Raw genomic sequence first — 21,536 nt, 5'->3', positions numbered from 1 at the left:
GTCGGCCTGGCGGAGGCCCCGCCGGTGTGCCCGGAGGTCCAACCCCCTTAAGGAGACCTCCATGCCACGACAGACACCCGAATACGAAGTCCTACTGACTCCGGCGGAGGTGGCCACCATGTTCCGGGTGGACGCCAAGACCGTCACGCGGTGGGCGAAGCTGGAGAAGATCCCCTACGTCTGGACGCTGGGGGGCCACCGGCGCTACCCCGAAAAAGCTGTCCGCGCACTGCTCGCGCAGGGCGCCACACGGCGCGAGGTCCCGCCGCCTATTCGCTAACGGGCGACAGCATCAGTCGTTTCGCTCCCGTACGTAAGTCGTCGCGCCGTGCGTGCCGGGATCCGGTGAACTATCGTGCCTGTCGCGCGACGGGCCTTTCCTGGCCGGTGCCGCGTTCCATTCTTTGATGGCCCGTTGCAAAAGCCCAGCGGATTCTTCTCAATGTGGAGGCGAGGGTGACGACATTCGTTCTCGTGCACGGCTCATGGCACGACGGCTCGGCTTGGGACCGGGTCGTCCTCCACCTGGAGAGCCTCGGTCATACCGCCTACGCGCCCACGGTCGCCGGGCACGGCAAGGGCGTGGACAAGGCGGTCGACCATGACGACTGCGTCCAGTCGGTCGTGCGGTTCATCGTCGAGCGGGACCTCTCCGACGTGGTGCTGCTCGGGCACAGCTTCGGCGGCACGGTGATCGCCCGCGTCGCCGAGGAGATCCCCGACGCCCTGCGCCGGTTGATCTTCTGGAACGCGTTCGTGCTCCGGCAGAACGGCAGCATCAACGACGACATCCCTCCGCACTACCGCGAACTCTTCGCCGAGCTGGCCGCCGCCTCGGAGGACGACACGGTGACGCTGCCGTTCCCGATATGGCGAGAGGCGTTCATCCAGGACGCCGACCTGGAGTTGGCGAAGGCCGGCTACGAAAGGCTCTCGCCGGAACCGTACCGGCTCTTCCTGGACCGGCTCGATCTGTCGAGGTTCTACCAGGTGAGGCTGGCGAAGAGCTATCTCAACGCCACCGAGGACACCGCGCTGCCGCCCGGCGAATGGGGATGGCACCCCCGGTTGTCGGGCCGGCTGGGGCTGCACCGCCTCGTCCAGATGCCCGGCAGCCATGAAGTGATCTTCACGGCTCCCGAGCGGCTGGCCGAGAAGATCGTCGAGGCCGGACGGGACTGACGCCCGGCCGCGTCAGTTGATGGTGAGGCCGCCGTTGACGTCCCCCATCTGGATGACCTTGTCGGCCGTCCCGTTGAAGGTGTTGGTGACGCCGCCGCTGGTCGTGGTGTTCACGGTCGTCTGGCGCACGCGGGCGTCGACCTCGGCGCGGAACTCGGGAGCTTCGGCCATGACGCGCTGGAACGCGGCCTGGAGGTCGTCGGCGAAACCGGGCTCCTCGGACATCACGCGGCGAAGTGTTTCGGCCAGCCGGGAAATCCGGTCCTTGTCATCCGGTTCGGCGATCGCGCCGCTCAGGATCTCCGCCTCGGCGGGCCGGGCGCGGAAACGGTCGCGGACCTTCCGGGCGATCGCGGCGATGCCGTCCCGGACGGGTTCGCCGCTGAGTTCGACCGCTTTGCCCGCCGCCGCCACGGCGACCGCCAGGGTGAGAGGGTCTACCATCGCGATCGCTCCTTATGTAGGGATGTGACCGGAGTGGTCATGTCCATAGTGCATCATGCCGTCCGACGCCTTGCCAGGTCCTTTTCCCGTCTGGGGTCGGCCGTTTTGGGCGCGGTGGGAAAGGGACGGCTTGAATGCCGTTCATACCGGCAGGCGGGAAGCCTTAGATGATCAATGTTCGCGCGCTGGTCGTCTTGGTGTCGGGCCACGCGCCTGACACCGTTCATCAGTCGCCCGACATCCTCCTGTATCGGCATTAGGGAGGGTATATGTCCGGAGAATTTCCTCGCCGTCGGTTCCTGGCCACCGGGGGAGCCGCGTCCGTTCTCACCGCGGGCCAGGTCGTGCTGGGCCCCGCGATGCTGGGTCAGGACGGCGCGCTCGGCGCGGTCCGTACCCATGGCGGCGGCCCGGTTCCGCACGGCCTGTTCACGCTGGGCGTCGCGTCCGGCGACCCGGCGCCCGACGGGTTCGTGCTGTGGACGCGCCTCGCCCCGAATCCCCTCGACGGCGGCGGCATGCCCGACCGGGCGGTGCCGGTGGCGTGGCAGGTGGCCGAGGACGAGCGGTTCCGGCGCGTCCGCGCGTCCGGTGTCGTGAAGGCGCGGCCGGAGGACGGGCACGCCGTGCACGTCGAGGTCTTCGGCCTGCGTCCGGACCGCGCGTACTTCTACCGGTTCCGCGCGGGGTCGGAGCTCTCGCCCGCCGGACGCAGCCGGACCGCGCCCGCGCACGGCGCGGTCAACCGGCACCTGCGGTTCGCGTTCGCGTCCTGCCAGAACTGGCAGGACGGCTACTTCACCGCCTACCACCACCTCGCGCAGGAGGATCTGGCGTTCGTCGCGTTCCTGGGCGACTACATATACGAATCGGCGCCGCGCACCACCACCGTCCGGACCCACGAGGGCACCGACGAGCCGTACTCGCTCGCCGAGTACCGCAACCGCCACGCGCAGTACAAGACCGACCCCGACCTCCAGGCGGCGCATGCGGCCTTCCCCTGGATCACCACCTGGGACGACCACGAGGTCGACAACAACTGGGCCGACGAGGTCCCGCAGGACCCGGCCCAGCAGCCGCACGAGAAGTTCCTCGCGCGCAGGGCCGCCGCGTTCCGCGCCTACTACGAGCACATGCCGCTGCGCCGGTCCGCGACCCCGCACGGCATCGACATGCGCCTGCACCGGCGGCTCGGGTTCGGACGGCTCGCGTCCCTGCACGTGCTCGACACCCGCCAGTACCGCAGCGTCCAGCCGGTCACGCTCGCCGAGGCCGAGGACCCCGCCCGCACGCTCACCGGCGCCGAGCAGGAGAGGTGGCTGGTCAAGGGCATGTCCCGGTCGGGCGCCCGGTGGAACCTGCTGGCCAACCAGGTGATGTGGGCCTCCAACGACCGCAAGGCCGGCCCCGAGAAGGTCTACGACTTCGACAACTGGGACGGCTACCGCGTGCAGCGCCGCCGCATGCTGGAGTACTTCGGCTCCGGCCGGACGTCCAACCCGGTGGTGCTCACCGGCGACCGGCACGCGACCTGGGTGTGCGACCTGCGGCCCGACTTCGACGACCCCGCGTCGAGTGTCGTGGGCGCGGAGATCACCGGGACGTCGATCACCTCCGGCGGCGACTCCGACCCCGTCTCCTTCCACCGGACCTTCGACCCGATCATGGCCGAGAGCCCGCACTGGAAGTACATCGACAACCAGCGCGGATACGTCGTCTGCGACGTCACCCCGGCCCGGCTGTCGGCCTCGCTGCGGATCGTCAGCTCGGTGTGGAAGCCGACCGGCAGCACGATCGCGACGACCGCGCGCTTCCAGGTCGAGGCGGGACGCCCGGGGATCACCGTGGTCGACCGCGCGCCGTCCCCGCAGGCGGGCGCCGTGAAGGCCGAGCGCCGCTACGACGTGGACGACGACCAGCGGTAACGGACGAAACGCCCGCCGCCCCGGTCCCGCGTTCGGCAGGGCCGGGGCGGTGCGCGTCCGGTGATGGCCGCATCCGGCCGCGATCGGGGGCGCCACAGTTGTCTTTCCGGCGGGAAAGTCGGCTCTGGGTGCCCGTCCGCGGAGTGCCTCATGTGCTGTTCTGAAACGTTCGTCCTCGTCCTGGGTGGAGGGCGCAATCCCCGCTCAGCACGCGTGCGGGCCGCCGTCGCGCCATCGCCGGAAGCGCCGCCGTTCGACCGCGACAATTGCCAACAAAGCCGCCCCAGACCGGCATATCGCTAGGGACGCCTATTAGGGGTATTCCCGGATAAATGCCACGTACGGGGGTTCTGTCGATAGCGTCACAGCTCCTGTGAATTGCGAATTGAACGGGCGGTGAAGTTGGGGCATGCTGGAAGCCGCTGATCTGTACCCGCCGGTCGCCGCCGGTGGGCGCGGGTCAACCTGGCCGAAACCGGCGAGGGCCGCAGCGCGATCGTCGGTTCCACCCGGTGCCCGCTTCCGGCGTCCGCCGAGCGGGCGGCCACATGTCTCGTACCGGTCGCCTTTTAGGAGGGCATGGTCATGCGTCCGCTGAATTCATCCGCGAGCGAGCGTGGCCTGACCGGGAATGGCGGCCGGGTCCGAACGCCATGGCGGCGACCGGGTGTTCCGGCCTCCACGGGCATGAGGGATGCGGCCTGTTCGCCGCTCACCGCCGTCGTTTCGGCGCCGCCGTGATCGGCGGTGCGTCCGGCGCGATATGCCCGGCATGAATGTGACGCCACCGGTCGCGGCAGGTCACCGGCTTCGCGCCGCTCGTGACATCTGATCGCGTCCGATGGCGGTCGGCGGTGCCTTTCGCATGGTCACCGCCCTTTTGGAGAGTGGAAGGGCCGCCCTCCCGTACCTGCGACCAACAGACTTACGGGAAGACGACCCCTCCTCGTGCTCTCCGCACCCAGCACTCTCGGTATCCGGAAGACGGAGGCACGTCTATGCACGACATTACTGGACACGGAGTCAAGGCGCCCGCCGAACCCCCCACCGGCGAACTCGCCGGACACCTCGCACTCGCGGGCGGGTCCGCCGGCCTTGCTCTCGCGATAGTCCTCTGCGTGCTCATCGCGTTGTACGTGCTGTTCATCCTGGTGATCGCCTGGCGCGCCCATCGCGACCCGGCGACCTTCGACAACAATGCCCGGCTGCTCGAACTGCTCCTGGCCGCGCTCCCCTGGCGGCGAAGCCGGTAGGACCGCCCGCCGCGCGGACAGGGCGCGTTCCGGTTGATTCGGAACCGAAATGCCCCCGCTCGCGCGGCACATATCGCCGTAAGGCGAACCCGGGCCCCGCGGGACGGCGAAAGCCGCCCCCTCGGGCCGCCGCCCCGCGGGGCCCGGGCCTTACCCCGACGCCCCCGACAAATCTCCCGCCACCCTTTTCTGGGGTCCACGCCCAGAGGCATCTGCCGATGACTGATCCAATCCGAACGCCCGCGAATGCCCGCCAGACCTGCTCGGTGCCCGGCTGCGACCGGCTGTCGTGTTTCCGGATCGCGCTGGAGCAGGACAATCGCCGGGACCAGGAGAATCGCCGCGGCCGCCATGCCGTCCGCCGAACTCGAAGGGCGTGCGGCGTCCACCTCGCCAGGGTGACCCAAACCCTGATCCGCTGGGCCGACCGCCACACCACCGCCGTCGCGCAGGTCAGTGTGTACGCGACCGCGAGAGGGCAGGTGATAGGCGAGGCCCGCGCGCCCGGTCCATTCGACCAACTGCGCCTCGGCGTCATGCCGGTGGGCGGCGGCCGCCCGGAGCGGCGCACCGGCTCCTGACCCCGAAACGCTTAACCGCCCAATTGTCATCCCGGTTAATGATCATCTGTTTCGGCCGGGATAACACGGCGCGATCCGTTGCCCATCGCCGGGCTGATGCCGATACTGGGACGGCCGGTGCTTGACGTGCCGCGCGGCGTGCCGGGGTGGAGGAGATGCGTGATGGGGTTCCAGCTCGGCCTGTTCTCACCCAACACCGAGTCGGGACTGGCGATCACGAAGGTGCCGGAGCGGTGGCACGCCACCTGGGACAACAACCTCCGGCTCGCGCGCCTCGCGGACGAGACGGGCATCGACTTCCTGCTGCCGGTCGCCCGCTGGACGGACTGGGGCCCGGACACCGAGTTCCACAAGAGCGCCCTCGACCCGCTCGTCTGGGCGTCCGGCCTGCTCGCCGCCACCACCCGGATCCGCGTGTTCAGCACCGTCCACACCGCGTTCCACCACCCGGTCGTCGCGGCCAAGCAGCTCGCCACCGCCGACCACCTCGGCAAGGGGCGGGCCGGGCTCAACATCGTCGCGGGCTGGCACGCCCCCGAGTACGAGATGTTCGGCCTCACGCTGCCGGGCGACCACGACACCCGCTACGCGCTCGCGCAGGAGTGGTGGGACATCGTGCGCCGCATCTGGTCGAGCGCCGAACCCTTCGACCACGACGGACGGTTCTTCCAGCTCAAGGGGGTCGTCGGCGCGCCGGGGCCCTACCGGGGCGACCGGCTGCCGGTGATCAACGCGGGCTCCTCGGCGCAGGGCCGCTCGTTCGCCGCCCGCAACGCCGACCGGGCGTTCACGGTCGTCGGCGGCCCCGAGGACGGCGCGGAGATCGTCAAGGCCATCCGCGCGGAGGCCGCCGGGCACGGCCGCAGCGTCGGGGTCTTCACCCTCGGCCACGTCGTGTGCCGCCCGACCCGCGCCGAGGCGGAGGAGTTCCTGCGCTACTACGCCGACGAGAACGCCGACTGGCCCGCCGTCGACGAGGTGATGCGGCTCCAGGGCCTGCACGCGCAGTCCTTCACCCCGGAAATGCTCCAGGTGTACCGCGACCGCTTCGCGGCCGGGCATGGAAGCTGCCCATTGATAGGCGATCCCGACGACGTCGCGGACGGCCTTGAGCGGTTCGCGAAGGCGGGATTCGACGGTATCGCCCTGTCATTCCTCAACTACGCCGACGAGCTCGGCTACTTCGCCGCCGAAGTGATGCCCCGGCTCCGCGCCCGCGGCGTCCGCGTCTCCGATCCCGAGCGTCCCGAATCCCGTTGATCACGACATCGATCACAGACGACATGACTGAAACCCAGACCGCCCCGCCCGCCCTTCCGGAACGCGGGCCAGAACGGCCGCCGCTGTCGGCCTACCAGCGCGTCTCCGGCGTGACGGAGATCGACGTCCTGCATGACGAGGTGGAGCCGTTCGCCGTCGGCCACGACCTCCAGGCACTCGACCGCGCCATTCCTTTGAACGGCAGCGTGAACGCGCTCGGCGTCGGCGCGGTCAACCTGGTGTGGGTGCGCTACGGCGGCGGCGGCGTCATCGTCGACACCCCGCCGACCGACGGCGAGTTCGCCATGTGCGCGCCGATCGCGCCGATGGACTTCGAATACCGCAACTCCAAGGACCACGGCACGGCGGGCGGAAGCCTCGTCCTCTCCCACGACCGGCCGATGCGGATGAAGCCGGACGCCCGGCTGGGGTGCCTGGTCATCGCCACCAGCACGGGGCGGCTCACCGACTACCTCGCCGACTACCTGGGCGACCAGCCCGGCCTTCCGCTGCGCTTCCACGATTCCGAATCCGGCGCCCCGGCACTGGCCCCCGCCTCGATCGTCGAGCAGACCTGGCGGCACGTCTGCGGCATTCTCGACAACGGTTCCCACCTGCATCCGCTGGCGGCGCGGAACATGGAGGAGGCGCTGCTGACCGCCATTCTGCTCGGGCTCCCGCACACCGCGACCGCGTCGCTCGCGGAGCCGCCGCGCCGGGTCCCGCACTACCTCGCCACGCTGATCCGCGACTGGGTCCACGCGCATTACGACGAGCCGATCGGCGTCCGCGACATCGCGGCTGCGGCGGGCATCGGCATCCGCCAGCTCCAGGTCATCTGCCGCGACCAGTGGGGCGTCACGCCCACCCAACTCCTGCGCGGGGTGAGGCTCGACAACGCCCGCTCCGCCATTCTCGCCGCGCATTCCGCTCCCGGCGTCATCACGAAAATAGCCGAGGCCGCCGGATACATGGACCTGACCCGTTTCGGCGTCCACTACCGGCGCCGGTTCGGGGAGACGCCCACCCAGACCCTCAACCATTCGCGGCCCGTCTCCCGGCTCACGGTCGCCGCCTGCGGGAAATGACGGAGACCATGGCCACCAGGCGCGTCCTGCACGTCCTTCCCGTGGCGGTTCCCCCGCCCGCGCGGGCGGCGTTCGCCGAGCAGCTCCCCGCGGAGATCGTCGACGACGACGTGGCCGTCGAGTTCACCGCCCCCGCGGACGGCCCGCTCAACATGATCGACAGCGCCTACGAGCGGACGCTCAGCGACGTCGCGGTGCTCGCCGCCGCCACCGGCGCGCAGGCGGACGGCTACGCCGCCGTCGTGGTCAACTCCATGTCCGACAGCGGGCTCGGCGCGCTGCGCTCCCGGCTGGACATCCCCGTCGTCGGCGCGTGCCAGGCGTCGATGGCGCTGGCGGGCGTCCTCGGCCACCGGATCGGCGTGATCACGATGTGGCCGCCCTGGCACGCGCTCTACCCGTCCGCCGCGTCCGCCGCCGGGCTCGCCGACCGCCTGGTCAGCGTGCGCGACATCGGCGTCCGCCCGGACTCCGCGGCGCTGCTCACCGGACGCGAGGACGAGATCTTCCCGGTCCTGCTCGACACGGCCCGCGCGGCGATCGACGAGGACGACGTCCACGTGCTGATCCTGGGCAGCACCACCATGCACCAGTCGCACCGCTACCTGGCCGAGCACCTCCCGATCCCCGTCATCAACCCGGGGGCGGCGGCGCACCAGCTCGTCCAGCAGCTCCTGCGCGCGGGCCTCACCCACTCCCGCCGCGGCCACCCGTCCCCGGCCCGTCCCAATGACGAATTCCTCGCCCACCTCCACCAGGGCCGGTAGTCAGCGGCCGATCTCGGGGTAACCCTCAGGTGAGGACTTCGGAACCCGACCAGCGAGGACGGCCAGTGACGGACCCGGCGGACAGGATCGACACCTCCGTGCCGCATTCGGCGCGGGTCTGGAACTTCCTCCTGGGCGGCACCGACAACTACCCGGTCGACCGGCAGGCGGGCGAGCGGGTCTTCGCGACGTTCCCGGGGATGGTCGCGATGGCCCAGCAGTCCCGGCAGATGCTGCGCCGGGTGGTGCGGTACCTGGCGGGCGAGGCGGGCGTCGCGCAGTTCCTCGACATCGGCACCGGCCTGCCGACGATGGACAACACGCACGAGGTCGCGCAGCGGGCCCTGCCCACCGCGCGGATCGTCTACGTCGACAACGACCCGATGGTGCTCGACCACGCCAGGGCCCTGCTCACCAGCACGCCCGAGGGCGCCACCGACTACATCGAGGCGGACGTGCGCGACCCCGGCGCCGTCCTCGCCGAGGCCGCCCGGACCCTCGACTACGACCGCCCGGTCGCGCTCATGCTGATGGGCATCCTGGGGCTCGTCCCCGACTTCGACCAGGCCAGGTCGATCGTCGCGACGCTCATGGACGCGCTGCCGTCCGGCAGCCACCTCGCCGTCTACGACGGAACCGACCAGGACCCGGACTACACCGAGGCGATCCGCGCCTACAACGCCGGCAGCGGCGCCATCCCCTACACCCCCCGGAGCCCGGAACTGATCACCCGCTTCTTCGACGGCCTGGAACTGCTGGAACCCGGCGTCGTCCCCGTGACACGGTGGCGCCCGGCCCCAGGCCAGGAGGACGTCCCCGAGGTCTCCTGCGCGGGCGGCGTGGCCCGCAAACCCTGACGACTGGGCCGAGCCCTACCCCGACGGCCTCGGGTTCCGCGACCCCTGGGACGGCGCGTACTCCACCTGACCACCGGGCGCGGTTGACCTCAACAAGGCTTCAGGTTCCATCATGAAGGGATGTTCGAGAAAACGAAGCCCCAGGTGACACCCCTCAAGCTCGGCATCGGCCTGCCCACGTTGGGAGGGGCGCCCGCGGCGGGTCTCGGCGGGGTCACCGACGTCGCGCGGCGGGCCGAGGCCGCGGGCTTCGACTCGGTGGGCGCGGCGGACGTGCTGATCGGCAACGGCACGCCCGCGCTGGAGAGCGTGGCCGTGCTCGCCGCGGCGGCGGCGGTCACGGAGCGGGTGACGCTCGACTTCGGCGTGCTGTCGGTGCCGACCCGCCCGGTCGCCATGCTCGCCGCGCAGGTCCAGACGTTGCAGCACCTGTCGGGCGGCCGGGTCAGGCTCGGAGTCGGCATCGGCGGGTTCCCCGGCTCGCCGTTCTGGCAGGCGGTCGGGGCTCCGGCGCGGGGGCGCGGGCATGTCCTCGACGCCGCCTTGGAGGTCCTGCCCGGCCTGATCGCCGGGGAGCCGACCGCGCTGCCGGACGTCCCGGGCGGCCCGGTCGTCACGCTGGCGCCGGGCGCCCCGATGCCGCCGGTCCTCATCGGCGGGAGCGCGGCCGAGCCCGCGCTGCGCCGCACGGCCCAGTACGGCGACCTGTGGCTGCCGTCCGCGCTGACGCCCGCGGAGGTGGCGAAGGCCGCGGCGCGGCTGCGCGAACTCGCGGCCGAGCGCGGACGCCCGGTGCCCCGCGTCTACCTCGGCGTGCACGCCGTGCTGGGGGACGGTGCCGCCGACGAGACCGCGCGCGGGGCGATGGTCGCGCAACTAGGCGCCGCCTTCCAGATGGCGCCGGAGCAGGTGGCCGAGATCTCCCTCTCGGGAGCGCCGGCCCGCGCCGCCGAGCGGCTCGCCGCGTACGCCGAGGCGGGGGTCGACGAGATCGGCCTCGCCCTGGACGGCGACGACTTCGCGCGGCAGCTCGACCTGGCCGCCGAGGCCAGGTCGCTCCTCACCTGAGTTCCGGCGGTCTCGCCCGGACCCTCACCAGTGGTCCCAGTGGAGGACCTGGTCGCGGGGGATGCGGGGCGCGGGCTTGAAGTCGGTGCCGATGGAGTAGGCGAGCGGGATGAACGCGGCGAGCATCACCTCGCGGTAGGGGACGCCGAGGATCGCGGCGAGTTCGGGTTCCAGCGGACCTTGGGCGGTGGTCCAGGTGGTGCCGAGGCCGCGGGCCCGCGCGGCGAGCATGAAGCTCCAGGCCGCGGGCAGGATCGAGCCCCAGGTCCCGGACTGGAGGGCCGCCGAGGCGCGGTCGGTGCGCCCTTCGATGGCGGGGATGACGAACGCCGGGACGCGGTGGATGTTCTCGGTCAGATGGCGCAGCCCGTCGAACACGCCCTGGGTGGAGCGCGGGGCGTGGTTCATGCGGCGGACGTCGTCCCCGGTGAGCGGATGGCCCTCGGCGGCGGCCAGCGCGCGGCGGAAGAGGTCGCCCACCTCGCGCCGCCGCGCGCGCTCGGTGACCACGATGAAGTGCCAGCGCTGCCGGTTGCGCCCGGTGGGCGCCTGGGTGGCCAGGTCGACGCACTCCTCGATGAGCCTCCGGGGGACGGGCCGGTCGAGGTCGAGCCGCTTGCGGACGGCCCGGGTGGTGGACAGCAGTTCGTCGGGGGTCAGGTCGAGGGTCATCGCGGCGCTCCATCTGTGAGCAAATCATCTGTGGGCAGACGAATGAAACGTATGACCGCCAATGATCTGCTGTCAAACAATCAGATGGCAGACGGTTTCTGGTAGCCTCAGGCGGGCCGACAGAAGCAGGAGAGCCATGCCGTCCAAGACCGCCCGTCCGGCGTACTTCCCGACGCTGGCGGCCGAGCGCCCCGACATCGCGCTGTGCCGCGCCTCGGCCTACCTGGCCCGCGCCGCCGACGCCCACGCCGGCCTGCACGGCCTCGGCGTCGGCCAGCACCTGGTGCTGAAGATGCTCGACGCCGTCGGCCCCTGCTCCCAGCAGGTGCTGGCCGAGGAGCTGCGGATCGACCGCAGCGTGATGGTGAACGTCTGCGACGACCTGGAGGGGTCCGGCTTCGTCCGCCGCGAACGCAACCCCGACGACCGCCGCTCCTACGCCGTCACGATCACCGGCGAGGGCCGTGAGCGCCTCGCGGAGGCCGAGCGCACCGTCCCGTCCTATCTGGACGAGGTCCTCGCCCCCCTCACCCCCGACGAACGCGCCCGGCTCGCAACCCTCGTCGGCAAGCTCCTGGAGTTCTGAGCTCCGGCCGGACGTCAGGCGGGGCGTCGAACCGAGGTGGTGTCGCTGGTCAGGGGGGCTCCGTCCGGTGTCGCGGGGAGGAGCGCGGGGACGGGCGCGCCGCCCGTGTCGACCAGGATCGAGTGGGTCTCGTCCGGCTCGAAGGCGTGGTGCTCGCCCCACTGGCGCAGCGTGACGATCACGGGGAAGAGGGCCTTGCCCGCGTCGGTGAGCGTGTAGAGCCTGCGCCTGCCCGTGGCGGCCTCCACCTGCGCGAGCAGGCCGTGCGCGGTGAGCTTGCGGAGCCGGTCGGTGAGGATGTTGCGGGCGATCCCGGTGCGCTGCTGGAAGTCGGTGAAGGAGCGGGCGCCGTCCATCGCGTCGCGGACGATGAGCAGGCTCCACCGGTCGCCGACCAGGTCGAGCGTGCGGGCGACCGGGCAGGTCGGGTCCGTCCAGTCGCGTTCCATCGCGCCTCCCAAGAGTTGCGTATTGAAACCATTCTGACCTAGGGTCGGCTTGGTTGCAAAATGAAACTGATTGGGAGGTGGGGTCGGTGCTCTGGAGGACGAGGCTGCTGCTGGCGGTCGTGTGCGGTGTCGCGGTGGCGAGCGTGTACGCGGGGCAGCCGGTGCTGGCGCCGATGGGGCGTGACCTGGGCGTCTCCGTCGGCTCGGTCGGCTGGTTCGTGGCCGCCGGGCAGCTCGGCTACCTGGCCGGGCTGGCGCTGCTGGTGCCGCTCGGCGACATGCTCGACCGCAGGCGGCTGATCGCCGGGCATCTCGCGCTGGTGGCCGTGGGGATGGCGATCACCGCCGCGGCGCCGGGCGCCTGGGCGGCGTTCGCGGGGCTGGCCGTCGCGGGCGTGTTCGCCGTGGTCGTGCAGACCGCCGTCGCCTACACGGCGTCGGTCTCGCCGTCCGCCGAGCGCGGGCGCAACCTCGGCATCGTGACCTCGGGCGTGGTGATCGGCATCCTCGGCGCGCGGGTCGTCGCGGGAGTGCTCGCGGACGTGTGGGGATGGCGCAGCATCTACGTGGTGCTGGCGGTGCTGGCCGGTCTGCTCGCGCTGCTGACACTCGCCCTTCTGCCCGCGGACGTCCGGCCGGACGCGGCGCGGTACGGGCAGGTCCTCCGCTCCTTCGGCGGGCTGTTCGCCCAGCCGGTGTTCCTCAGCCGGGGGCTGATCGCGTTCTTCCTGTTCGCCTCGTTCGGCACGCTGTGGAGCGGCATGGCGCTGCCGCTGGCCGGGGCCCCGTGGCACCTCAGCGAGGCGCAGATCGGCCTGTTCGGGGTCGCCGGGCTCGCCGGCGCGCTCGGGGCCGCCCGGTCCGGACGGTGGGGCGACGCCGGGTACGCGCGCCGGGTCACCGGCGCCGCGCTCGTGCTGCTGATCGTCTCGTGGGTCGCGATCGGGCAGCTCTCCTGGTCGCTGCCGCTGCTGGTCGTCGGCGTGATCGTGCTCGACTTCGCCGTCCAGGCGGTGCATGTGAGCAACCAGCACACGCTGACCACCGCCTACGCCGACCGCACGAGTTCGACCGTCGGCGGCTACATGGTGTTCTACTCTCTCGGGTCCGCGGCGGGAGCGGCGGCGACCACGGGCCTGTTCGGCGCCTTCGGCTGGACGGGGCCGACCGTGCTCGGCGCCGCGCTCGCCCTGGGCGCGCTCGTCACCTGGGCGTTCGGCGGGCGCGCGGCGGAGGTCACCCGGGAGAATGTCGAGGCGCGCAAGGTGCTCACCTGAGGGGGACGCGATGGCCCGGATCCTGGTGTTCGGCGAGGCGCTGGTCGACCTGGTCGGGGAGCCCGGCGGACGCCGGTACCGGGCCGACCCCGGCGGCAGCCCCGCCAACGTCGCCGTCGGGCTCGGACGGCTCGGCAAGGCCGTCACGCTGGTGACCGGCCTCGGCGACGACGCGTTCGGCCGCCTCGTCACCGCGCACCTGGCCGCCTCCGGCGTGACACCGGATGTGCGTCGCGCCCCGTTCACCTCGCTCGCGGTCGTGTCGGTCGACGGCGCGGGGGTCCCGTCCTATGACTTCGCGCTTTCCTGGACGCCCGGAACGCCCGAGATCCCGCCGGACGCGGCCGTCCTGTGCACCGGATCGCTGGCGGCGGCGCTCGCGGAGGGGCCCGTCGAGGCGGCGATGGCCGGGGCGCCCGCGGTCTGCTACGACCCGAACATCAGACCGGCGCTGCTCGGCGACCCCGCGTCCGAGCGGCGGCGGGTCGAGCGGCAGGTCGCCCTCAGCGACGTGGTCAAGGCCAGCGACGAGGACCTCGGCTGGCTCTACCCCGGCGCCGATCCCGTGGAGGTCGCGCACCGGTGGCGCGCTCTCGGGCCCGCGCTCGTGGTCGTCACCCGGGGGCCGCGCGGCTGCGTCGCCGTCACCGCGTCCGGCCGGGTCGAGCGCCCCGCCCCGCCGGTCGAGGTCGTCGACACCGTGGGCGCGGGGGACGCGTTCATGTCGGGCCTGGTGTCGGCGCTGCTGGACGGCGGGCTGCTCGACCCCGCGCGGCGCGCCGACCTCGACAACGGCGGCGAGTCGCCGCTGTCGGGCCCGCTCGCCGCCGCGCTGGCGTCCGCCGCCATTACCTGTGCGCGTCCCGGGGCCGATCCGCCGACGGAAGAGGAACTCAGAGCCGCCCTGCGATGACGTTTTTCGGGGGGACAGGCCGATGGGTTTTGGATGGCGTCAATAGCGTGAAAGGTGATCGCCCTCGATGGTTCGGGCTAGCCTGGCCCGATGGCCGCCGACGACGAGACCATCGCGCCCCGGGGAATCGATGTCCACACCCCGCACATCGCGCGGATCTACGATTACTGGCTCGGCGGCAAGGACAACTTCGCGGTCGACCGCGCCGCCGCCGAGCAGGTGATCGCGGCGACACCGACGGTCAAACCGGGGGTGACCGCGAACCGGGCCTTCCTCAGTCGCGCGGTCCGGTTCATGGTGGGGGAGGGCGTCACCCAGTTCCTCGATATCGGCACCGGAATTCCCACCGCCGACAACACGCATCTGATCGCGCAGGCGGCCAGCCCGGAAAGCCGGGTCGTCTACGTCGACAACGACCCCATTGTGCTGACCCATGCGCGGGCGCTGCTGTCCGGCGTGACCGCGCCCACCTCTTTCATCGACGCGGACCTGCGCGACACCGGGCGGATTCTGGAAGGCGCGGCCGAACTGCTCGACTTCACGCGTCCGATCGGCCTGCTGCTGATAGCGATCCTGCATTGCGTGCCGGACGAGGAGGAGCCGGGCGCGCTCGTCCGGACGCTGATGGGCGCCCTGGCGCCGGGCAGCTTCCTCGCGGTCACCCATCCGGGGATCGACCAGTTGCCCGACCAGATGGCGGCCGCCGAGAAGGCCCTCACCGACGCGATGGGCTACCGGGTCACCTTCCGGACCCGCGAGGGCGTCGGCCGCTTCTTCACCGGCCTTGACCTGCTCGAACCCGGTGTGGTCGCCGTCCAGGAATGGCGTCCGGAATCGCCTCCGGCACCCATCAAGACGGGCATGTGGGGCGGCGTGGCCCGCAAGCCCTGAAGTCCTCCTCCCTCCTCTCCGGCCGTGCCCGAATAGGGTGAGAGTTCGGACACAAGGGGGACATCTGTGAACACACCGGATTCGCGGAGAGTGCGCGACCTCGTCTACGAGACGCTCGCGTCGGAGGGGCGGGCGCCGTCGGTGGCGGAACTGGCGCGCAGGACGCGGAGCACCACCGAAGCGACACAGAAGATCCTGCATGAGCTGGCGGAGGCCCACGCCCTGGTCCTGACGGCCGACGGGGACGCGGTGCGGATGGCCCACCCGTTCACGGCGGCGCCGATGGCGTTCGTCGTGACACCGCTGGACGGGCATGACGACCGGCGCTGGTGGGGCGGCTGCGCCTGGGACTCCTTCGGCATCAGCGCCGCCCTCGACCTGGACGTCCGCATCGACACGGCGTGCCCGCAGTGCGGAACCCCGATCGCGTACCAGGCGGGCCCGCGACTCCCGCCTCCGGCGGAACTGGCCGTCCGCTTCCCCCGGCCCGCCGGGGAATGGTGGGACGACGTGGTCGCCACCTGCACGATGATCCGGACGTTCTGCGACCGCGGCCACGCCGAGCGGTGGACGGCGGACAACGCGCCGGGCGGCGGCTACATCGCCGAGGCGGCGACCGTGTGGCGCCTGGCGGGCCCGTGGTACGGCGACCGCCTCGATCCCGGGTTCCAGCCGCACAGCCGGGAGCACAACCAGCGGCTCCTCGACGAGTGCGGCCTCACCGGCCCGTTCTGGCGGCTCCCGTAGCCCGATCCCGCCTGGGCGGTATCCCAGGAAGGTGAACGGGATCCGCCTCGACGGTTACGGCGGCGGCCGCGCACCGCGCCGGCGGGGCCGCCCGCGCGGTCGCGGCGGGCCGTCGGCTCGGCGCGAGGTGTTTCGCCCGTCCCAGCACTTGCGCGCTGACCTGCGACGATGCGCCTCCTCCCGGCCCTTTCAAGATCATCTGTTCATTTCAAGATCATCTTCAGGTTGTTCACCGGGGCGTTGCCCGCCACGTTGTTGATCTTGTGTGGGTGCTCCGCGGCGAGGGCCGCGGAGGAAGCGAGGAGACATGCGGAAGATCAAGCGCGCGGCGGCCCTGGTGGGCGTCGCCGCGACCGTCGCGGTGCCGCTGGCCACGTCCGGGACCGCGAACGCGAGCACCGCGTCGGTGGCCGCCGCCAACCCGTGCGGCAGCGGCTACACGCTCCGCGGCACGCTCCCCGTCGGCGAGTCGAGCGAGGCCCAGATCCGGTTCTACCGCTCCGACGGCTCGCACGCCTGCGCCGCGACCTTCAAGCTGGGCAAGGCCGTCGGCAACAACGTCAAGATCGGCGTCTGGATCGACGCCCGCCCCGGCGGGGCGGACAGCGACGTCGGCCGCTACAGGGAGTACGCCGGCCCGGTGAAGGTGACGGGCACCTGCGTCAACTGGGGCGGCGGCTACGGCGAGTACAACAACAGCAACCAGCCCTGCCGCTGACCTGATCCCGGCCGGTCGAGCGCGAGCGCGCGGCGCGCCCGACCGGCCCTTCTCGCCGGGGCGGCGGGGCTACCGCCGTTCGAGACCGTCCAGCAGGACGGGCAGGAAGCGCTCGGGGATGACGCCGGGGTGGCAGGCGAACGCGCCGAGCAGCTCCATGAGGTCGCCGGTGCCGACGTCCGCGCGCATCGCGCCGTCCGCCTGCGCCTGCCGCACGAGTTCGTCCAGCCGCCGCACCAGTGCCCGCCTGGCCTGCGGCGCGGAGGTCCCGGCCAGCGCGGTGGCGACGGCGCCGCGCCCCTTCTCCACCCCGTACACGATGAACGCGCGGACCGCCGCCCACGCGCCGGGCTCGGCCGCCACGGCGCGGTCGACGGCGTCGATCAGCTCGTGGACGTACTGCTCCGCCAGCGCGGCGAGCAGCGCGGCGCGGTCGGGGAAGCGGCGGTAGAGCGTGCCGACGCCGACCCCGGCCCGTTGGGCGATCAGCTCCATCGGGGCGTCCGGGCCGCGCTCGGCGACCGCCCCGCGCGCCGCCTCCAGAATCCTGTCCCGATTGCGACGGGCGTCGGCGCGCATGGCTCTCCTTCAACTGGACGATGACCTTCCGCTTATTATATAATCGGAAGCCAACATTCCACTTGAGGGGAACGCGATGATCGTGGTGACGGGTGCGACGGGCACGATCGGACGCGCGCTGGTCGCGGAGCTCGGCGGCGCGGCGCGAGCCGTGGTGCGGCGCGCGGAGCAGGGCGAGGAACTGGCCGACAAGCTCGGATGCGACTACGTGGTCGGCGACCTGGAGCGGCCGGAGAGCATCCCGCTCGAACCGGGCGACCGGCTCTTCCTCAACAGCTCGCAGTGGCCGGGTTTCGCGCGGGCGCACAAGGCCGTCATCGACCGCGCGGCGGCCGCGGACGTGGCCCAGGTCGTGACCGTGTCCGTGCTCGGCGTGACGTCGGGCAGCCTGCTCGGGTTCGGCATGCACGGCCAGGTCGACGAGCACCTCAGGGCGTCGGGGGTGCCGTGGGCGATCCTGGCACCCGTCGGTTTCATGCAGAACCTCGCGGGCGACGTCGACGAGGAGGGGCGGATCGTCGGCGCGTACGGCCGGGGCGGCGTCGGCTACATCGACGCGCGCGACATCGCGGCGGTCGCGGCCGCGCTGCTCACGCGACCCGTCGGGCCCGGTGCCACCTACGATCTCACCGGACCAGCCGCGCCCACGCACGACGAGATCGCCGCCGAGCTCACCCGGGCGCTCGGCCGGGCCGTCCGGTACGTGGACCTGACGGTGCAGGAGGCCGCCGTGCACCTGGAGCAGCGCGGCATGCCCGCCCCGGCGGCCCGTGACCTGGCCGAGCTGATGGCGCAGATCGGGGACGGCCGGTGGGCGGGCACGACCACGACCGTGGCCGACATCCTGGGCCGCAAACCGCGTTCGCTGCGGGAATTCCTCGGGTGACCGTGTCCGGCGGCGGGCGGGCGCCGGCCCGCACCATTCGGCGATTCCGAGCAATAGGGCCTGTGTCAACAGTCCGAATGCGCGGAGTGGTGGCGGCGCGGTAGGGGTCCCTTGCCGATCGGTGATCGGGTCCGATAGACATGTCGGGGCTTGGCGGCCGCCGATTGCGCGCGGCCACGACAAGCCGCGCAGGTCGGGGGCGGGACGCACCAAGGGACTTGATCGCCCCGAATCACTCCATGATCTATCGGCGATTCCTAAGATCATGGGATCCGTGCATTTGGAGGACGCGTGCCCGAGGTGACGCCGCTCTTGCCCACCGACCCCGAGGCCATCGGCGGGTACGAGCTGCGGGGGCGCCTCGGCGTCGGCGGCCAGGGCACCGTTTACCTGGGGCTGGACGAGCGGGGGCGGCGCGCCGCGATCAAACTCCTGCACCCCCACCTGATCACCCAGGAAACGGCGCGCACCCGCTTTCTGGCCGAGGTCGAGATCGCCAAACGGGTCGCCCCCTTCTGCACGGCACAGGTCCTCGACAGCGGAACGATCAACGGTCAGCCCTACATCGCCAGCGAATTCGTCGACGGCCCCTCCCTGCTGGCCTCCGTGAAGGACGCGGGGCCGCGCGGCGACTCCGCACTCGAACGGCTGGCGGTCAACACCATCACCGCGCTGGCGGCCATCCACAAGGGCGGGGTGGTCCATCGCGACTTCAAGCCCGGCAACGTCCTGCTCGCCCCCGACGGCCCCGTGGTCATCGACTTCGGCATCTCGCGCGCCCTGGACCTCAGCCAGTCGCTCACCAGCAGCCAGGTCGTCGGGACGCCCGGCTACATGGCCCCCGAGCACATCGACGGTGCGAAGGCCGGCCCGGAGGCGGACATGTTCGCCTGGGCGGCCACGATGGTGTTCGCGGCCACCGGCCGCAGAGCCTTTCCCGGCACCACCGTCTCGGCCGTCGCCCTCGCCGTCCTCCACAAGGAACCGGACCTGGACGGAATGGAAGGCGACCTGGCGGAAGTCGTCCGCGACTGCCTGCGCAAGGACCCCGCCGAACGCCCCACCGCGGCCGAGGTGAGCGACCGCCTCCTCGACTCCCGCACACCGCGGCCCGCCCCCGACGACACCGAACCCCGCCGACCGCCCGAGCCCCCCGGCGCAAAACGCCGACGCCTGGGGTTCGCGGCCGTGGTGCTGGCGGTGCCGGCCATGGTCGGTGCCCTCTACATCCGGCTCCCAGGGGAGGGGGAGGGCGCGACGGCGCACCCTTCGCCGACGCCCCCCGGCGCGCCGCCGTCCGCAACGCCCGCCCCGGGCCCGTCGAAAGAGCCCGGTCAAAGCCCGAGTCCGACCACGGGCACGACCGAGGGCGTGAGCACGCCGCCGGAAGGTCCGGGGTCTCATCCGAGCCCGGCGGCGACGAAGAGTGATCCGGCGCCGACACGCCGACCGTCCCTAAGGACGCCCCGGCCGAAGTCGCGGAACCTCGGCTCCCTGAGCGCGCAGGATTACTCCGATTACTGCAGGGCGCACGGCTATCCCTATTCCGCCGTCTGGGCCGATCAGGCGGTCTGCTCGAAAGACCGTGAAGGCGAGAACGGAACGATAGCCGGCCCCACCGCCGTATGCCGCTGGAAGTATTCCGGCCGGCCGAATGTGCGCGCCGAAGGCCGGAACTGTGTCTCGGGAGCCTGATCCGCCGGGTTCGGCGGGCATTTTTGCTCGCACCCAAATCCTCTGACGGCCGTATCCAAATCCCGCAACAGCGTGTAGTCAATTAATCTCCCAACAATCTATCTGCTTGGAGACATTGGACAGGCGCCCAAGGGGTAATTGATTCGAGGGGCGTGCATGCGCACGCTCCTTGGGCGACGGGGAGGAGGAAGTAGAGATCATGATGAGGCTCGTGAAGCGCACGCTGGGCGTCCACCGCGGTCAGATGCCTGGCCGCTACAGGATTTACCGCGTCCGGTAACCCATCCCGCCGGCGGTGCCGGAACGGCGACGTGCTTTCCGGCACCGCGTCGGGCTGTGTGTGGGAGTAGGACGTCGAAAGGGAGACATGCTGCGGCGGGCGTCGAACGCGGAGATTCCGGGGCCGGACGGCGGGGTGTTCGCACGGCACCTCAAGGCGTACGAGGCCGCACCGGCCGAGTACCTGGCCTGGTGCAACCGGGAGTACGGCGACGTCTTCCGCTTCGACACCGGCGTGGTCGTGGTCAACGATCCCGCGCTCATCCAGCAGGTGCTCGCGCGCACCAACCGCGACTCCGTCCCCAATGCGAACCCGTTGCGGGGAGGGCGCTTCCCCGCCGCCGAGGAGACCGAGCGATGGATGCGGGCCCGCCAGGAGGCCCTGGCCGTCCTGAGGCCGACGGCGCTTCCGGCGCACCTGCCGATGGTGAACCAGGTGGTGGAGGCCGACCTGCGGGCGCTTGAGGGGGAGTGGTTCGACCCCGCCGAGCAGGGGTGGCGATTCTGCGTCAGGGCGCTGCTGTCGGTTTATGCGCCGCACCCGTCGCCGCAACTGGAAGACGCGCTGATGGAGTCCTTCACGGAGACCTCCTCCGCGTCGCTCGGCCGCGTGCCCAACTGGTGGCCCAGCCGGGCCCGGCGCCGGATCGAGGCCGCCGATCAGCGCATCAGGGACCGCATCTCGCTGATGCTGGAGGACGACGCGCCGGCCGAGGACCCACCGACTCTGCTGGAGATCCTGCGGACCGCGCCCGAACCGGTGCCGCACGACATCGCGCACGGCGCCGCGGGGATGAGCGCGCTGGGCGCCATCGGCACGATGGGCGGGGCCTGGTGCTGGCTGCTCTACCACCTGGCCGCCGCCCCCCAGTCCTTCGACCGCATCCGCGGCGAGGTCTCGGCCTCCGGATGGGAATCCATCCGCGCCGCTCCCGAGCAGGCCCTGCCCTATACCTATTCCTTCCTCCACGAGGTGCTGCGAGTACATCCGCCCGCATGGCTGCTGGGTCGCGACACCATCGCCGACATCACGTTGGGCGAGATGCGGATCCCCGCCGGCACCGCCGTGATGTTCAGCCCCTATCTGCTGCACCACGACCCGCGCTATTGGACGGACCCCGACCGTTTCGAACCCGAGCGCTGGAGCACCGGCGAGCGTCCCCACGCGCCCCACGCCTACCTTCCCTTCAGCAGCGGCCCGCGCGGATGCCTCGCCGCGCAACTGGGGCTGAGCATTCTCCTGCTCGCCGCGGCGCGACTGGCCGCCGGCTACGACCTGGACGTTCCCGACCTCCACCAGATCGGCGCCGAGTACGGGCCGGTCCTGCTGCCCACCGGCATGAAATGCCGGCTGACCCGCCGCACGACCGCCGCCGGCTGAGCGGAGACCGGGCCCCGCGCCCGCGCCGGTTCGCCGAT

The 21,536-nt window shown here is 71.7% G+C and carries 23 protein-coding genes; 19 read left to right on the top strand and 4 right to left on the bottom strand.

Annotated elements, in window-relative coordinates:
- Positions 1 to 61: 61 nt before the first annotated feature.
- Both GNZ18_RS00650 and GNZ18_RS00645 read left to right on the top strand, forming a co-directional pair.
- Positions 62 to 280: a BldC family transcriptional regulator gene (locus GNZ18_RS00650; protein WP_156214109.1), complete on the top strand. Its 219-nt coding sequence runs from the start codon at positions 62 to 64 to the stop codon at positions 278 to 280.
- 176 nt (positions 281 to 456) lie between these two features.
- Positions 457 to 1,182: an alpha/beta fold hydrolase gene (locus tag GNZ18_RS00645; RefSeq protein ID WP_216651109.1), complete on the top strand. Its 726-nt coding sequence runs from the start codon at positions 457 to 459 to the stop codon at positions 1,180 to 1,182.
- 12 nt (positions 1,183 to 1,194) lie between these two features.
- On the opposite strand, the gene GNZ18_RS00640 is transcribed toward GNZ18_RS00645, so the two are convergent.
- Positions 1,195 to 1,626 (bottom strand): hypothetical protein, encoded by a 432-nt coding sequence (locus tag GNZ18_RS00640; RefSeq protein WP_156214108.1) that lies wholly within the window; start codon positions 1,624 to 1,626, stop codon positions 1,195 to 1,197.
- 269 nt (positions 1,627 to 1,895) lie between these two features.
- Here GNZ18_RS00640 and GNZ18_RS00635 point away from each other — a divergent pair, with 269 nt between their 5' ends.
- The 8 genes from GNZ18_RS00635 to GNZ18_RS00605 all read left to right on the top strand — a co-directional run bounded on the left by GNZ18_RS00635 (position 1,896) and on the right by GNZ18_RS00605 (position 10,425).
- On the top strand, positions 1,896 to 3,551 hold the full coding sequence (locus GNZ18_RS00635; protein WP_156214107.1) for an alkaline phosphatase D family protein: 1,656 nt from the start codon (positions 1,896 to 1,898) through the stop codon (positions 3,549 to 3,551).
- A gap of 1,118 nt (positions 3,552 to 4,669) precedes the next feature.
- Positions 4,670 to 4,804, top strand: coding sequence for a hypothetical protein (locus GNZ18_RS42955; protein WP_272498981.1), 135 nt, complete (start codon positions 4,670 to 4,672; stop codon positions 4,802 to 4,804).
- Positions 4,805 to 5,202: 398 nt separating this feature from the next.
- Complete coding sequence (locus GNZ18_RS00630) at positions 5,203 to 5,385, top strand: hypothetical protein (protein WP_156214106.1); 183 nt, start codon at positions 5,203 to 5,205, stop codon at positions 5,383 to 5,385.
- Positions 5,386 to 5,547: 162 nt separating this feature from the next.
- Positions 5,548 to 6,645 carry an LLM class flavin-dependent oxidoreductase gene (locus tag GNZ18_RS00625; RefSeq protein WP_156214105.1) on the top strand — a complete coding sequence of 366 codons (1,098 nt, stop codon included), beginning with the start codon at positions 5,548 to 5,550 and terminating at the stop codon, positions 6,643 to 6,645.
- 23 nt (positions 6,646 to 6,668) lie between these two features.
- On the top strand, positions 6,669 to 7,733 hold the full coding sequence (locus tag GNZ18_RS00620; RefSeq protein WP_156214104.1) for an AraC family transcriptional regulator: 1,065 nt from the start codon (positions 6,669 to 6,671) through the stop codon (positions 7,731 to 7,733).
- Positions 7,730 to 8,500 (top strand): aspartate/glutamate racemase family protein, encoded by a 771-nt coding sequence (locus tag GNZ18_RS00615; protein WP_216651108.1) that lies wholly within the window; start codon positions 7,730 to 7,732, stop codon positions 8,498 to 8,500. The genes GNZ18_RS00620 and GNZ18_RS00615 overlap by 4 nt, the downstream gene beginning before the upstream one ends.
- Positions 8,501 to 8,565: 65 nt before the next feature.
- Positions 8,566 to 9,357 carry an SAM-dependent methyltransferase gene (locus GNZ18_RS00610; protein ID WP_312874225.1) on the top strand — a complete coding sequence of 264 codons (792 nt, stop codon included), beginning with the start codon at positions 8,566 to 8,568 and terminating at the stop codon, positions 9,355 to 9,357.
- Positions 9,358 to 9,477: 120 nt separating this feature from the next.
- Complete coding sequence (locus GNZ18_RS00605; RefSeq protein ID WP_156214103.1) at positions 9,478 to 10,425, top strand: LLM class flavin-dependent oxidoreductase; 948 nt, start codon at positions 9,478 to 9,480, stop codon at positions 10,423 to 10,425.
- A gap of 24 nt (positions 10,426 to 10,449) precedes the next feature.
- Here GNZ18_RS00605 and GNZ18_RS00600 read toward each other — a convergent pair whose 3' ends face one another.
- Positions 10,450 to 11,097, bottom strand: a complete 648-nt coding sequence (locus GNZ18_RS00600) for a nitroreductase family protein (protein ID WP_156214102.1) — start codon at positions 11,095 to 11,097, stop codon at positions 10,450 to 10,452.
- Between the two features lie 136 nt (positions 11,098 to 11,233).
- Between GNZ18_RS00600 and GNZ18_RS00595 the strand changes: the two genes are divergently transcribed.
- Positions 11,234 to 11,683, top strand: coding sequence for a MarR family winged helix-turn-helix transcriptional regulator (locus GNZ18_RS00595; protein WP_156214101.1), 450 nt, complete (start codon positions 11,234 to 11,236; stop codon positions 11,681 to 11,683).
- A gap of 14 nt (positions 11,684 to 11,697) precedes the next feature.
- Here GNZ18_RS00595 and GNZ18_RS00590 read toward each other — a convergent pair whose 3' ends face one another.
- Positions 11,698 to 12,132, bottom strand: coding sequence for a winged helix-turn-helix transcriptional regulator (locus tag GNZ18_RS00590; protein WP_156214100.1), 435 nt, complete (start codon positions 12,130 to 12,132; stop codon positions 11,698 to 11,700).
- Positions 12,133 to 12,218: 86 nt separating this feature from the next.
- Between GNZ18_RS00590 and GNZ18_RS00585 the strand changes: the two genes are divergently transcribed.
- The 5 genes from GNZ18_RS00585 to GNZ18_RS00565 all read left to right on the top strand — a co-directional run bounded on the left by GNZ18_RS00585 (position 12,219) and on the right by GNZ18_RS00565 (position 16,678).
- Positions 12,219 to 13,409, top strand: a complete 1,191-nt coding sequence (locus GNZ18_RS00585) for an MFS transporter (protein WP_312874224.1) — start codon at positions 12,219 to 12,221, stop codon at positions 13,407 to 13,409.
- Positions 13,410 to 13,419: 10 nt separating this feature from the next.
- Positions 13,420 to 14,322: a carbohydrate kinase family protein gene (locus GNZ18_RS00580; protein ID WP_156214098.1), complete on the top strand. Its 903-nt coding sequence runs from the start codon at positions 13,420 to 13,422 to the stop codon at positions 14,320 to 14,322.
- Positions 14,323 to 14,412: 90 nt separating this feature from the next.
- Positions 14,413 to 15,213 carry an SAM-dependent methyltransferase gene (locus GNZ18_RS00575; RefSeq protein WP_156214097.1) on the top strand — a complete coding sequence of 267 codons (801 nt, stop codon included), beginning with the start codon at positions 14,413 to 14,415 and terminating at the stop codon, positions 15,211 to 15,213.
- A 66-nt stretch (positions 15,214 to 15,279) separates the two neighbouring features.
- Positions 15,280 to 15,960, top strand: a complete 681-nt coding sequence (locus GNZ18_RS00570) for an alkylmercury lyase family protein (protein WP_312874223.1) — start codon at positions 15,280 to 15,282, stop codon at positions 15,958 to 15,960.
- A gap of 307 nt (positions 15,961 to 16,267) precedes the next feature.
- Positions 16,268 to 16,678, top strand: coding sequence for a serine/threonine protein kinase (locus tag GNZ18_RS00565; RefSeq protein WP_156214096.1), 411 nt, complete (start codon positions 16,268 to 16,270; stop codon positions 16,676 to 16,678).
- A gap of 69 nt (positions 16,679 to 16,747) precedes the next feature.
- Here the strand turns inward: GNZ18_RS00565 and GNZ18_RS00560 are convergent, their stop codons facing one another.
- Entirely contained in the window at positions 16,748 to 17,257 is a 510-nt protein-coding gene (locus GNZ18_RS00560) for a TetR/AcrR family transcriptional regulator (RefSeq protein ID WP_156214095.1), read from the bottom strand.
- A gap of 76 nt (positions 17,258 to 17,333) precedes the next feature.
- On the opposite strand from GNZ18_RS00560, the gene GNZ18_RS00555 reads away from it, so the two are divergent.
- The 3 genes from GNZ18_RS00555 (at position 17,334) to GNZ18_RS00545 (ending at position 21,498) form a co-directional block, all read left to right on the top strand.
- A complete protein-coding gene (locus tag GNZ18_RS00555; RefSeq protein ID WP_156214094.1) occupies positions 17,334 to 18,143 on the top strand; it encodes an NAD(P)H-binding protein in 810 nt (269 codons plus the stop codon).
- A gap of 291 nt (positions 18,144 to 18,434) precedes the next feature.
- A complete protein-coding gene (locus GNZ18_RS00550) occupies positions 18,435 to 19,838 on the top strand; it encodes a serine/threonine-protein kinase (RefSeq protein WP_156214093.1) in 1,404 nt (467 codons plus the stop codon).
- A gap of 367 nt (positions 19,839 to 20,205) precedes the next feature.
- Positions 20,206 to 21,498, top strand: coding sequence for a cytochrome P450 (locus tag GNZ18_RS00545; RefSeq protein ID WP_156214092.1), 1,293 nt, complete (start codon positions 20,206 to 20,208; stop codon positions 21,496 to 21,498).
- Positions 21,499 to 21,536 lie beyond the last annotated feature (38 nt).

It is taken from the genome of Actinomadura litoris, assembly GCF_009733595.1.
Taxonomy (GTDB): Bacteria; Actinomycetota; Actinomycetes; order Streptosporangiales; family Streptosporangiaceae; genus Spirillospora; species Spirillospora litoris.
This window is presented reverse-complemented; position numbering and strand designations above follow the sequence as displayed.